The sequence below is a fragment of the Caniella muris genome, assembly GCF_943193035.1.
Classification (GTDB): domain Bacteria; phylum Actinomycetota; class Coriobacteriia; order Coriobacteriales; family Atopobiaceae; genus Granulimonas; species Granulimonas faecalis.
Genome location: NZ_CALPCK010000001.1, coordinates 964,052 through 977,310, shown reverse-complemented (window position 1 = coordinate 977,310; position 13,259 = coordinate 964,052). Strand labels below are relative to the sequence as shown.

Below are 13,259 nucleotides of genomic sequence, written 5' to 3'. Positions count from 1 at the left end.
TGCACCATGGGGGCCATCGAGAACCGCTGCCCCGCAGCCGGACGAGAGGACCTCCCATGGCAAAGCTGCTCGTGCTCTCCGCCCAGGACGTCTCCCAGGTGTTCACCGTCACCGACGCCCTCGCCGCCGTCGAGGACGCCTACGTGCAGAAGGCCCGCGGCACCGCCACCGCGTGGCCCATGACCTACGCCGCCTTCGACCCGGGGGTCTCCGACATGGACATCCGCTCCGGCGACCTTGCCGGTTCGGGGCTCTTCGGCCTCAAGCTCACCGCGTGGTTCTCGCAGAACCCGGAGCGCGGGCTGCCCGACATTTTCGGCACCACGCTCCTCGCCGACGACCGCACCGGAGAGCCCATGGTCCTGCTCAACGCCTCCGCCATCACGGGCCTTCGGACCGGTGCCGCCTCGGCCCTCGGTATCCGTGCCCTTGCCCGTTCCGGCATCTCCGTGCTCGGCGTTGTCGGCATGGGTCACCAGTGTCCCTACCAGGTTGCCTGCGCACTGGCCGCCGTGCCTACGTTCGACCGCGTGCTGCTTTGGGACCCGCGTTCGGCCGAGCCGCGCGCGGACCGTGCCCGCGAGGTCGCCGCGACGGCCCACGGGCTCCTTGGGCAGGCGGGCGCCGACAGGCCCTTCACCGTGGAGGCCGTCGCGGACGGGTCGGCGGCCGTGGCTGCCGCCGACGCCGTGGTCACCGTCACCCCGGCCACCGAGCCGGTGGTGCTCGACGCCTGGGTGGGCCCCGGCACGCACCTGTCGGCCGTGGGGGCCGACATGGAGGGCAAGCAGGAGCTCGAGGACGCCCTCGTGGCCCGGGCCCGCGTCTTCGTCGACGACCGTACCCAGTCCGTCTCTTCCGGCGAGCTCGAGGTCCCCGTCAGGGACGGCGCCGTGGCGCCGGACGCCATCGTCGCCGAGCTCGGCGAGGTGCTCGCCGGCCAGGTCGCAGGCCGCACCGCCGACGATGAGGTTACCGTCTTCGACACCTCGGGCATCGCCGTGCAGGACCTCGCCGCGTCCAAGGTCGCCTACGACCGTGCCGTGGAGGCCGGCCTCGGGACCTGGGTGGAGCTGTAGCGGCGCCCGCCCCGACCGACCAAGAGAGAAGGAGAGACCGATGAGGATCAAGGACTTCGCCGTCGAGCAGTGGATGAACACGTGGGAGACGCGGTGCCGCTTCAACGTGGCAGAGACCTGCTGCGACAGCCTGAGCATCGACGACCTGTTCGAGCTGGGCGGGGCCTCCGCCAGCGAGTTCCTCGGCGAGCTCGCCGGACGTCGCCTCACCTACGGTCACATCGAGGGGTCGCCGGAGTTCCTCTCGGGCGTGTGCTCCCTCTACCGCACCGTGGGGCCCGAGCACGTGGTGCCCACCCACGGTGCGGCCGGTGCCAACATGCTCGTGCTCTCCACGCTGTGCGGACCTGGCGACCATGTGGTGGCGGTCATGCCTACCTACCAGCAGCTCTACTCGATTCCCGAGATGTGTGGCGCCGAGGTCTCGGCCCTGCACCTCGACCCCGCCGACCGCTACCACGTGGACGTCGACCGCCTCATGGCCCTCTGCCGCCCGGACACCTCGGTCATCTGCATCAACAACCCCAACAACCCGACGGGCGCCCTGCTCTCCACCGAGGAGCTCGAGTCCATCGTGGAGGTCGCCCGCTCCGTGGGGGCGTGGCTCGTGTGCGACGAGGTCTACCGCCCGCTCAACGCCGCCGGCGAGTACCAGGAATCCGTGGCCGACCTCTATGGGAGGGCCGTCTGCACGTCGTCCATGTCCAAGGCCTGGAGCCTCGCCGGCATTCGTCTGGGCTGGGTGGTGTGCAAGGACGACGACCTGCGCCGCCGCCTGCTCTCCCACCGCGACTACGACCTCATCTCGTGCTCCATGCTCGACGAGGCCGTGGGGGCCTTCGCCCTCGCCCACAAAGACGCTCTCATCGAGCGCAGCCGCCGCATCGTGCGCGACAACCGCGCCGTCCTCATGGACTGGGTGGCCGGCGAGGAGCACCTCTCGGTGGTGGAGCCCGAGGGTGGCACCACGGCCCTCGTCTATTACGACTACCCCATGGACTCCTACGAGTTCTGCACCCGGTTGGTGCAGGAGGAGGGCGCTCTCGTGACCCCGGGCGACTGCTTCGAGGAGCCGAGGTCCATGAGGATCGGCTACGCCTACTCCGCCGACCCGTCCGGTCTCCGTGAGGGCCTAGAGGCCGTCAGCCGCTTCTGCCGCACGGTGGAGGGGGAGCTGCAGGCCGGCGTGCGGGCGTAGGCCTCCGTGCGAGCGGGCCCTGTCACGACCGGGTTGGGCAGGGCCTGCGACGTTTGGTGGTTTGGATCAGTTGTCGTATGGAAAACCACAAAACAGCCGAGAAGCGCGAACATCCGAGGAGCCCGTCCTCCGAGGTGGGACAAAAGTGTCCGAGTGATGGGACACTGGTGCCGGGAGGGGAGGGTGCCATGGACATGGTGACCGCAGGCAAGACCGCAGCAGAGCTCGCACGGCGCGTCGCCGCCGGCGACGTGGACCTCGTGCCCGTCCAGCAGGTGCTCGCCCTCGGCCTCGGTCGCCCGGTGCACGTGGCGCCGGGCCTCGTCTACGTGGACTCCATCGGGGGCGCCGACGGCTTTCTCTGGGCGGAGGACGCCGCCGGGGCCGCGGCGCTCCTGTCCCGCTGCCCGCGGCCGGCCATGGTGGAGGTCACCGGCCGGGCGGCCGCCGAGGCTGTGGCGCGGGCCTTCCCCGGCAGCTCCGAGCCCCAGGGGCACCTCGTGTGCGCGTACCTTGCCGCCACGCCGCCCCCGGTGGCCGACGCCCTCGAGATACGCCCCCTCGCGCCGGACCACGCCGACCTCGTGATCGCCCGCTACTCCCACCCCGAGTACTTCTCCCGCGAGGAGATCGTGCGCCGTCTGGCGGCCGGCACCATCGACGGCGGATACCTCGACGGCGGGCTCGTCGGGTTCATCGGCATGCACGCCGAGGGCTCCATGGGCATGCTGGAGGTCTTCCCCGGGTGGCGCCGCCGCGGTGTGGCCCTCGCCCTCGAGGCCGCGAAGATCGCCTCCGGGCTCGCGGCCGGGCACGTCCCCTGGGCCCAGGTCTTCCCCGAGAACCGCGCCTCCATCGCCCTGCAGCACCGCCTGGGCATGGCTTTTGGCTGCGGCTACCAGGCGTTTCTGGACTGCGGCGGCCCGGCCTGACGGCGCCGCCGCACAAGGGAGGGCCGGGCCCCCACGGCGGGTGCCCGGCCCTCGACGTCCGCTCCCGTGTCCCGGCAGGCTACTTCTTGGCCTTGCCCTGGTTGGCCACGGCGTCGATCTTGGCGGCGATGACCTCGGGGTCGCCCACGTACTGCTTGTCCACCACGTTGAAGTCCCTGTCGAAGGTGTAGACCAGCGGGACGGCCGTGGGGATGTTCACATCGAGGATCTCGTCGGGCGTGAGGCCGTCGAACTGCTTCACCAGCGCGCGCAGGGAGTTGCCGTGGGCGGCGATGACGATGCGCTTGCCGGCGCGCATCTGCGGCTCCACGACCTCCTGGAACCACGGCCACACGCGGGCGATGGTGTCCTCCAGGCACTCGGCGTAGGGGATCTGGTCGGCGGGCACGTCGCGGTAGGCCGGCTGGTTGTGGGCGTCGCGCTCGTCGCCGGGCTCCAGCGCGGGCGGCCGCACGTCGAAGGAGCGGCGCCAGACCTTCACCTGCTCGTCGCCGTACTTGGCGGCGGTGTCGGCCTTGTTGAGGCCCTGCAGGGCGCCGTAGTGGCGCTCGTTGAGCTTCCAGGTCTTCTCCACGGGCAGCCAGTCGCGGTCCATGGCGTCGAGCACCAGGTTGAGGGTGTGGATGGCGCGCTTGAGGTAGCTGGTGTAGCAGAGGTCGAAGTCGAACCCGGCGTCCCTGAGGGCCACGCCGCCGTTGTAGGCCTCGTCGCGGCCGAGCTCGGACAGGTCGACGTCGGCCCATCCGGTGAAGAGGTTCTCCTTGTTCCACTCGCTCTCGCCGTGGCGGATGAGGACGAGCCGCATCGTGTCTTGAGCCATTGTGTGGGCTCCTTTCCGGTGGTTGCGAACGGTTTGTCGCTGGTCTTATAGTAGGGCGCGAAATAAGTAAACACCGGCTAACTCAAAAGGCCCACAAACGGGCCGACGCCTATGGAAGCAGGGGGGATGTCCCATGATCGATGCGATCGTCGTCGCGGCCGTGGTCGTCGCCGTCGTCCTCGTCGTCCGCGCCCGGGTCCGCGCCGGCGCCAAGGGAGGGTGCGCCGGCTGCGGGTCGGCGTCGGTGTGCGCCGGGTCGGGTACCGGCTCGTGCCCCGTGGCGGACGACGCCGTGGAGTCCATGGAGGAGGCGGCCCGCGCCGCCGCGGCGTCGGTGAGGCCGGCGGGGAAGGGGCGCTCCTGTTGCCACTAGGCGGTGCCCCGGGCGCACCCGGCCGCCGGCCCCGTTCATAGAAACAGAGCTGAAACACCCCTGTGCAACAGTTGTCAGGACTATGCACAAGGGCCCCTTGCGACGGCCTCCGCCCCCTTCCATTGCGAGGTAGTGATGAGCAACTCCAGCAAGGACATCGATTACGTGCTTCGCACCGTCGAGGAGCGCGACGTCCGGTTCGTCCGTCTCTGGTTCACGGACGTGCTCGGCAACCTCAAGTCGTTCGCCATCTCGCCCGAGGACCTCGAGGAGGCCTTCGAGGAGGGCATCGGCTTCGACGGGTCGTCGGTCAACGGCTTCTCCTCCGTGGTGGAGTCCGACATGCTGGCCTTCCCCGACGCCTCCACCTTCCAGTTCCTGCCGTGGCGCCCTGCGGCCAACGCCGTGACCCGCATCTTCTGCGACATCTGCACCCCCGACCGCCAGCCCTTCGAGGGCGACCCGCGCCACTGCCTCATGCGCGTCTTCCGCCTGGCGTCCGACCGCGGCTTCGTGCCCAACGTGGGGCCCGAGCTCGAGTACTTCTACTCGGAGAGCTCCAAGAGCCCGGTGCCCCTGGACGACGCCGGCTACTTCGACCTCGCGCCCACCAACTCGTCGCGCAACCTGCGCCGCGACACCGTGCTCTCCCTCGAGCGCCTCTCCATCCCCGTGGAGTACTCCTTCCACGCCATGGGGCCGTCGCAGCAGGGCATCTCGCTCCGCTATGCCGAGGCCGTGAGCGCGGCGGACAACATCATGACCACGCGCTTCGCCGTGAAGCAGATCGCCCAGAACAATGGCTTCTACGCGTCGTTCATGCCCAAGCCCATCCCCGGGCGCCCCGGCTCCGGCATGTTCCTGCAGGAGTCGCTCTTCGACGGCGAGGGGGAGAACGTCTTCTGGGGCGCCGAGGGCGGCCACCACCTCAGCGACGTCGCCTGCCACTACATCGCCGGCCTCGTCCGCTACGCGCCCGAGTACATGCTGCTCACCAACCCCACGGTGAACTCCTACAAGCGCCTCGTCCCCGACGGCGAGGCCCCCACGTTCGCCACCTGGGGCCGCCGCAACCGCAACGCCCTCGTGCGCATCCCCATGCACAAGCCCGGCAAGCACCAGTCCACCCGCGTGGAGCTGCGCGTGCCCGACCCCTCGGCCAACCCCTACCACGCCATCGCCGCCACGGTCATGGCCGGCCTCAAGGGCATCGAGGAGGGTCTGCCCCTGCCCCCGGAGTACACCTCCGACCTCGGCACCTCGGAGCTCGAGCTCGAGAGCGCCGGGTTCGAGCGGCTCCCCCGCGACCTCGGGGAGGCCATCGAGGCCTTCCGCTCCTCGGAGCTCATGCGCGAGGTCCTCGGCGACCACACCTTCGAGTTCCTGGTGGAGGAGAAGAGCCGCGAGTGGCTGTCGTACAACTCCACGGTCACGGACTGGGAGGTCCGCAGCTACTACGGCGGATATTAGGACCCCCGCCCCTCCTGCGACGACCCGTGCGGTACCTTGGGCCGCCCCCTTTCCGGAGGGGGCGGCTTTTGTGTGCCCCCAGCTATACGAGAAGGAAACGTATGCCGGTTACCTTATAGATTACTGAATAAACTGATTGAGAAGATACTATCTTAACGAAACCTTAAAAAGCCTCCTACCAGCGGTTGTCCCCCGGGTGCCGCTACCCGTAACGAGGGGCCGTCGTGGGCCCCGTTGTGTTACTTTGTTTCAAAGAGCTTTGAGAGAACCGGCTTGTTCGGGGAGGCGGTCTTTCCATTGGGTGAACCCGTCAGACACGGCCACAGGCGTCCGACGCCGCGCACGGCCCTGTGCGTGCTCGTCATCCTCGCCAGCACCCTCCTGTGCGGGTGCGCGGCGCTCCAGGGTCCCTTCGCCAAGCGGAACATCGAGCGGGACCTCTCCACCGTGGAGCCGGGCGCGCTGACGGTGGCCTGCGACTTCGCGTCGCCGCCCATGGACTTCGTGGACGCCGACGGCCAGTGCCGCGGGTTCGAGTACGAGCTCGTCACGGAGGTGGCCGACCGCCTGGGCCTGGACCTCGAGGTCCTCCGGTGCGAGGACCTCCCCGCGGTCGAGTCTGCCGTGGCCGACAGGACGGCGGACATGGCCGCCTCCGCCCTCTCCCTCGACGATTTCGGGGGCGGCGTCTCCTGCCTCGAGGCGGGGTCGCCCTACATGTCGGTGGGCCGCGACGTCGTGGTGCCCCGCGATCACCCGTTCAAGGGCGTCGAGCAGCTCAACGACCCCGCGTGCACCGTCGTGGTGCAGGGCGGGTCGCCCAACGAGGCCTGGGTGCGCGAGACCCTCCCCAAGGCCGTGGTGGTCCCGGTGGACGACGCCGTCCAGGGCCTCACGGGCGTGGCCAACGGCACCTACAGCGCCGCCGTCTACGACGACGTGAGCGCCACCTACCTCCTCAACTCCATGTTCGGCACCCTCATGGTGGGCCACCACCAGGACGACGTGAGCCGCTACTGCTTCGCCTTCTCGTCCGAGGACCCCGCCGTGCGCGAGGCCGTGGACGACGCCCTTGCCGCCCTCGAGGAGGACGGCTTCGTGGCGTCGCTCGAGGCCAAGTGGTTCGGGTCGCCGCTGGCCTGAGGGGCCTTCGGGCACCCGCCCTGAAAATATTCGGAGTATTGAATAACAATCTCGTTTCTTTTAGCGGCACGTATTATGAGCTGTCGAATAAACGTCCCGGGGATGGTAGTATCGTCCCCACATTCGAGTCCCCCTGAAAGGACGCTTATGAAACGAGCATCGAAGCTGGCCGCCCTGGCCGCCTGCGCCGCGACCGCCCTCGCCCTCGTCGCCTGCGGCTCGTCGTCCGCCGGGGGAGCGGGGGGCGTCTCCACGGTCAAGGAGGGCACCCTCACGGTCCTCTCGGACCTCGCCTACCCGCCCCTCGAGTCCGTGCCCGAGGGCAAGACGGCCGCCGACTGCGAGGGCTACGAGGTCGACGTCGTGGACGCCGTCGCCGGGAAGCTGGGCCTTAAGGCCGAGTGGTCCCAGGTGAAGTTCGACACCATCATCCCCCAGATCAAGCAGGGCGGCAGGGCCGACATCGGCGCCTCCGCCTTCACCATCAACGACGAGCGCGTCGAGGAGATCGACTTCACGGACCCCTACCTGGACTCCAACCAGGGGCTCGTCATGCCGGCCTCCTCCAAGGTCCTGGACCCCGACACCGAGCTCAACGACGCCAACGCCAAGGTGGCCGTTCAGTCGGGCACCACGGGCGAGGCCTGGGTCGAGGAGAACCTCACCAACGCGCAGGTGGTGCCCCTGGACGACGTCATCCAGTGCCTCATGGGCGTCCAGACCGGCTCCTACGACGCCTGCGTGGCCGACCTGCCCGTGCTGTCGTACCTCTGCAACACCAGCTACAAGGACCTCGCGGTGAAGCAGGAGATCGCCACGGGCGAGCAGTACGGCTTCGTGGTCTCCAAGGACAACCCCGCCCTGACCGAGGCGATCGACAAGGCGTACAAGGAGCTCGTGGACGACGGCACCATAGCGAGGCTCCAGGAGAAGTGGTTCGGCGAGCAGCTGTAGCCGGCCCGAAGGAGGATTGGTTCCCATGAAGCACACGGCAAAACGGCAGGGGCGCCACGTCGCGCGCGCCCTCTGTGCCGCCCTCGCCGCGGCCCTCTGCCTCACGGTCGCGGCGCCCGCCACGGCCGAGGCCGTCACCATCAACAAGGCGACGGCCAAGCCCAACGAGGACGGCGGCTCCGGCGTCATCGGCGGCATCGACACGCGACTCACCTGGGAGGCCACCGTCGAAGAGGGCGAGAGCGTGGACGCCGTGACGCTGACGCTGCCCCAGGACGGCTCCTTCGACGGCTCCACCCCCCGCGTCACCGTGCTCGAGGGCCTCAAGCGCAAGGACGTGCAGGCCGACGCCAAGGCCGACGGCACGAGCCTCACCCTCGACTTCTCCGAGCCCGTGGGCGCCGGCGACCTCCTCCGCGTGGAGGTCACCAACATGCGGTTCCCGCCCGAGGGCGGCGACGTGCAGGTGACCGGCACCGCCACCGTCAACGGCCGGGAGACCGACCTCGCGCCGTCGCCGGCCATCGCGGTCATCGCCAACACGCCGCTGCAGGCGCTCGTCAACTGGCTCGACGAGCAGCCCTGGGTGGCGGCGTGGAACTCCAACCAGTTCCTCGGCATGTTCTTCAAGCCGCAGCTGCTCGTGACGTCGTTCGCCTCGCTGTTCCCCGGCTGGCTCGTCTGCCTCGCCATCGTCGTGGTGGCCTACCCGTTCGCCATCCTGCTCGGCCTGCTTTTCGCGTTCATGAAGATGGCCAAGCACCGCGTCGTGCGCGCCGTGGCCGTCACCTACATCAACATCCTGCGCGGCACGCCGCTCTTCCTGCAGATCTACATCATGTTCTTCGGCCTGCCCATGATCGGTGTCAACATCGACAACAACGTGCTGGGCGTCATCGTCATGGCCGTGAACTCGAGCGCCTACCTGGCCGAGATCTTCCGCGCCGGCATCGAGTCCATCCCCAAGGGCCAGTACGAGGCCGCCGAGTCCCTCGGCATGAACCCCCGCCAGACCATGGTCTCGGTCATCCTGCCCCAGACCGTGCGCCGCGTGCTCCCCACGGTCACGAGCGACTTCATCACGGGCTACAAGGACACCTCGCTGCTGTCCTCGGTGGGCGTCATGGAGCTCATGATGTTCTCCAAGAACCTCACCACGGTCACCGGCAACATCACGCCCTACATCGCCGCGGCCATCTACTACCTCATCGTCACCCTGCCGCTCATCCGCATCGTCTCCAAGGTCGAGCAGCACCTCGCCCGCAGCGAGTCCGGGCAGGGGCCGCGCCCCAAGGGCCCGGCCAAGGCCGAGGGCATCGAGGAACGCGACGCCGAGACCGTCGACCCCGACCCCGTGGCTGAGGCCGTCGCCGAGGAGAGCCGCAAGGCCTTCGGCGCCGTGCGGCTCAAGCCGCGCCCGTCCGTGTTCGCCGCCGCCCGCGCCCGCATGGCCGCCGCGCCCCGAGAGGAGGCCCAGGATGCCTAGGTCCCACAGGAAGGCCGTCGAGGAGCACCCCGTCCTCGACGCCGACACCGCGGCGAGGCTCGCCTACGAGCACGACCGCACCCTGTCCACCCACGCCTTCGTCGAGGGCGAGCACCCGGTGGTGCGCATCGAGCACCTCAACAAGGCGTTCGACGACAACGTGGTGCTCCGCGACGTCAACCTCACGGTGTGGCCCGGCGAGGTCGTCGTGGTGCTGGGTCCGTCGGGCTCGGGCAAGTCCACCATGCTGCGCTGCATCAACCGGCTCGAGACCCCCACGGGCGGCCACATCCTCTTCAACGACGAGGAGGTCACGGGTCAGTCCAAGGCGCGCCTGTGCGAGATGCGCAAGCACCTGGGCATGGTGTTCCAGAACTTCAACCTCTTCCCGCACCTCTCCGCCAAGGAGAACGTCATGATCGGCCAGGTCAAGGCCCTCGGGCGCACCAAGGAGGAGGCCGAGGCCGAGGCGGTGCGGCAGCTCGAGGCCGTCGGCCTGGGGGACCGTGCGGACTTCATGCCCGCCCAGCTCTCCGGCGGCCAGCAGCAGCGCGTGGCCATCGCCCGCGCCGTGGCCATGCACCCCGACGTCCTGCTCTTCGACGAGCCCACGAGCGCCCTCGACCCCGAGCTCGTGCGCGGCGTCCTCGACGTCATGCGCGACCTGGCCGAGAACTCCGGCATGACCATGATCGTGGTCACCCACGAGATGGGCTTCGCCCGCGACGTGGCCGACCGCGTGGTCTTCATGGAGGACGGCCTCGTGGTGGAGGAGGGTCTGCCCGGCGACGTGTTCGACCATCCCAAAAGCGAGCGCACGGCGGCGTTCCTCGGAAACATCGAGGGGGCCTGAGGCCTGTCGTCGCAGTTGGCCGGGCGTCCTTTGTTTTACGGCGGGAGGGTCCTTCGGGGCCCTCCCGCCCCTTTGGAAATGTTACAAGTTGCTGACGGGACGCTGTGGTAAACTTCTATCTACTTGTGTGCAACTCTTTGCCCTTTTGAGCAATGTCGCCCCGCCTTGTGAAGGAGGCCTGGCTTGCAGCACCATAAGAACGTCCTCCTCGTCTCGAAGACGAGCCGCCTGCACGAGCGGATGCGGGAGCTCTCCCATTCCCTCGACATCTCGGTGCTCCTGTCGACGCCCGACACCTTCGACCAGGCCATCTCGTCGGGACACGACTTCGACCTCGTCCTGCTCGACCTCGCGGGCCTCTCGTCCGAGACCCTCAACAAGGTCGACGCCTACGTGGCAGGCAACTCCGGCATCCCGCGCCTGTTCTCCGTGGACGAGGAGCAGCTCTCCTCCCTTCGGATGCCGGTGCAGGGCCGCTCCGACTTCATCCTGGCCACCGCGTCGGAGGCCGAGTTCGAGGTCCGTCTGGCCCTCCTGCTCTGGCCCGGCGAGGAGACCGTGCCGTCGGACTTCGTCACCATCGACAACATGACCATCAACCTGGCCACCTACCAGGTCACCATCGACGGCGAGCCCGTGGACCTCACCCTCATGGAGTACTCGCTGCTCTCGTTCCTCGCCACCCACCCGTCCCGCGCCTACTCGCGCGAGGCCCTGCTCCACCGCGTGTGGGGCTTCGAGTACTGCGGCGGCACCCGCACGGTGGACGTGCACATCCGCCGCGTGCGCTCCAAGGTGGGTCCCCAGGTGGCCTCGCACATCGTTACGGTGCGCGGCGTGGGCTACCTCTTCAAGCTCTGACGCGCACGGGGCCCGGCCCCGAGGCAGCGGCCCCACCGCCCGGTGCGCGGCGGTGGGGCCGCTGCCGTTTTCGCGAGGGGGCCGACGGCCTTAGGCAGGCTTTAGGTGGGGCAGATAGGCTGTTTTCGTCCCCCTATTTGAAACGTTATCGGGTGGCGGGGTACCACATCCCTAGAAGAGCGACCTCGCCACCGCGCCCGACCGCGCCTGTTGAGAGGAAGGCACACCAGTGAGCACAGACGACACCCGCATCCCCGAGCCGGACGGCGCCCAGCGCCCGCACCACGTGTCCCCGGGCCCCGAGACCGACCCGTCCCTGGAGCCCGAGCCCCTCCACCGCCGCCCCGCGGGCGCCCCCGAGAGCCCCTTCGCGGCCACACCTGCGCGGGTCGAGGGCCCCGACGAGCGCCGCTCCGCCGTGGCCGGCCTCCCCGAGGTGGACGCCCCGGCGCCCGACGCCACCGCCGTGCACCCCACGCGCGTGATGGCATCCCCGGCCGCGCCCGCCCCCGGGACCGCGGACGATGCCGCCGGCGGCCCCGTGCCCCCCGTCCCGCCCGCGGGTGCCGACGCCCCGGCGCCCGGCGACGCCCCGGCGCCCCGCCGCCAGGGCCACCCGTTCCTGGCCGGCCTCCTCGGCGGCATCCTGGCCTGCGCCGTCGCCCTCCTCGTGTTCCTCGCCGTGACGGGCCGCATCGGCGGCACCGTCGCCTCCACCGGCACCAGCGACTCCGCGGCCGGCCCCACCGTCAACGTCACCGCCGCCCCCCAGGACGCCACCACCGCCGAGGTCGTGGCCGCCAAGTGCCTCCCCTCCGTGGCCTCCATCAACGTGAGCTCCAGCGAGGGCGAGGGCGTGGGCTCCGGCGTGGTCTACGACACCGACGGCAACATCCTCACCAACTTCCACGTGGTCGACGGCGCCCAGTCCATCACCGTCAACCTCGGCGGCAAGAGCTACGAGGGCACCGTGGTGGGCTCCGACGAGTCCAGCGACCTCGCCGTGGTGCACGTGGACCTCGGCGGCGACACCGTCACGCCCATGGAGCGCGGCGACTCCTCCAAGCTCGTGGTGGGCGAGTGGGTCATGGCGATCGGCAGCCCCTTCGGGCTCGACCAGTCGGTCTCCTCGGGCATCGTGAGCTCGCTCTACCGCTCCACCATCCTCGAGGGCTCCTCGGGCAACACCATCTACACCAACCTCATCCAGACCGACACCGCCATCAACCCCGGCAACTCCGGCGGCGCGCTCGTGGACTCCGAGGGCAGGCTCGTGGGCATCAACTCCATCATCGAGAGCGCCTCGGGCTCCAGCTCCGGCGTGGGCTTCGCCATCCCGGTCAACTACGCGGTGGACGTCGCCGACGCCATCATCGCCGGGCGCCAGGTGGAGCACGCCTTCCTGGGCGCCAACGTGCAGACCGTCACGCCCCAGGCCGCCGTCCGCAACCGCCTCGCCGTCAACCAGGGCGCCTACGTGGCGTCCGTGACCGAGGGCGGCCCCGCGGCCCAGGCCGGCCTGCAGGAGGGCGACATCATCACCAAGCTCGGCGACGAGGACATCACCTCCGCCGACGGCCTCATCCTCGCCGTGCGCAGCCACGCCGTGGGCGACAAGGTCACCGTCACCTACTACCGCGGCTCCGAGGAGTCCACGGTCGACATCCAGCTGGGCAGCGACGCCCAGAGCCAGTCCGCCACCCAGGACCAGCGCCGGCAGTCGGCCTGGGACGAGGGGGCGTCCTCCCAGGACGGCTCCTCCCGGGACGGCGACGCCCGGGGCTCCGGCCCGCTCGGCGACCTGCTCGGCGGCCTCGGCATCGGCTGAGTCCCCACCGACGGAGACAGGCAAGGCCCTGCGGACCCACCGGCCCGCAGGGCCTTTTCGCTGTCTGGCCGTCACGGCCGCCCTCCAGACCGCCTTCCCAGAAGCGGTTCCGGGAAGGCGGCCGCCCATGGGATTTGGAACCGACCCTTCCCAGGACCCCTTTTGGGAAGGATTTCCTTCCCAAAAGACGTTGCGGGAAGCGCCCGCCTCATGGGATGTGGGACCGCCCCTTCCCAGAAGC

The 13,259-nt window shown here is 69.6% G+C and carries 12 protein-coding genes; 11 read left to right on the top strand and 1 reads right to left on the bottom strand.

The features are described 5' to 3' along the window. Positions 1–56: 56 nt before the first annotated feature. The 3 genes from NFR49_RS04220 (at position 57) to NFR49_RS04210 (ending at position 3,209) form a co-directional block, all read left to right on the top strand. Entirely contained in the window at positions 57–1,079 is a 1,023-nt protein-coding gene (locus tag NFR49_RS04220; RefSeq protein ID WP_251158398.1) for an ornithine cyclodeaminase family protein, read from the top strand. A 40-nt stretch (positions 1,080–1,119) separates the two neighbouring features. Further along, positions 1,120–2,277, top strand: coding sequence for an aminotransferase class I/II-fold pyridoxal phosphate-dependent enzyme (locus NFR49_RS04215; RefSeq protein ID WP_251158397.1), 1,158 nt, complete (start codon positions 1,120–1,122; stop codon positions 2,275–2,277). 188 nt (positions 2,278–2,465) lie between these two features. Beyond that, a complete protein-coding gene (locus tag NFR49_RS04210) occupies positions 2,466–3,209 on the top strand; it encodes a GNAT family N-acetyltransferase (protein ID WP_251158396.1) in 744 nt (247 codons plus the stop codon). Between the two features lie 79 nt (positions 3,210–3,288). Here the strand turns inward: NFR49_RS04210 and gpmA are convergent, their stop codons facing one another. Beyond that, a complete protein-coding gene (gpmA, locus tag NFR49_RS04205; protein ID WP_338032522.1) occupies positions 3,289–4,050 on the bottom strand; it encodes a 2,3-diphosphoglycerate-dependent phosphoglycerate mutase in 762 nt (253 codons plus the stop codon). Between the two features lie 133 nt (positions 4,051–4,183). On the opposite strand from gpmA, the gene NFR49_RS04200 reads away from it, so the two are divergent. The 8 genes from NFR49_RS04200 to NFR49_RS10140 all read left to right on the top strand — a co-directional run bounded on the left by NFR49_RS04200 (position 4,184) and on the right by NFR49_RS10140 (position 13,018). Beyond that, positions 4,184–4,423, top strand: a complete 240-nt coding sequence (locus tag NFR49_RS04200; protein WP_251158395.1) for a hypothetical protein — start codon at positions 4,184–4,186, stop codon at positions 4,421–4,423. 135 nt (positions 4,424–4,558) lie between these two features. After that, positions 4,559–5,893 (top strand): glutamine synthetase family protein, encoded by a 1,335-nt coding sequence (locus NFR49_RS04195; protein ID WP_135978361.1) that lies wholly within the window; start codon positions 4,559–4,561, stop codon positions 5,891–5,893. Positions 5,894–6,190: 297 nt separating this feature from the next. Next, positions 6,191–7,036 (top strand): substrate-binding periplasmic protein, encoded by an 846-nt coding sequence (locus NFR49_RS04190; protein WP_251158394.1) that lies wholly within the window; start codon positions 6,191–6,193, stop codon positions 7,034–7,036. 147 nt (positions 7,037–7,183) lie between these two features. After that, complete coding sequence (locus NFR49_RS04185; RefSeq protein ID WP_251158393.1) at positions 7,184–7,990, top strand: ABC transporter substrate-binding protein; 807 nt, start codon at positions 7,184–7,186, stop codon at positions 7,988–7,990. A 25-nt stretch (positions 7,991–8,015) separates the two neighbouring features. Continuing rightward, positions 8,016–9,476 (top strand): ABC transporter permease subunit, encoded by a 1,461-nt coding sequence (locus NFR49_RS04180; protein WP_251158392.1) that lies wholly within the window; start codon positions 8,016–8,018, stop codon positions 9,474–9,476. Beyond that, positions 9,469–10,329 (top strand): amino acid ABC transporter ATP-binding protein, encoded by an 861-nt coding sequence (locus NFR49_RS04175; RefSeq protein ID WP_275557133.1) that lies wholly within the window; start codon positions 9,469–9,471, stop codon positions 10,327–10,329. Before NFR49_RS04180 ends, NFR49_RS04175 begins: the two co-directional genes overlap by 8 nt. A 240-nt stretch (positions 10,330–10,569) precedes the next feature. Further along, the gene (locus tag NFR49_RS04170; protein ID WP_251158929.1) at positions 10,570–11,190 is read left to right on the top strand and encodes a winged helix-turn-helix transcriptional regulator; all 621 of its coding nucleotides are present in this window, start codon (positions 10,570–10,572) and stop codon (positions 11,188–11,190) included. A 229-nt stretch (positions 11,191–11,419) separates the two neighbouring features. Continuing rightward, on the top strand, positions 11,420–13,018 hold the full coding sequence (locus NFR49_RS10140; protein ID WP_275557132.1) for a trypsin-like peptidase domain-containing protein: 1,599 nt from the start codon (positions 11,420–11,422) through the stop codon (positions 13,016–13,018). Positions 13,019–13,259: the final 241 nt, after the last annotated feature.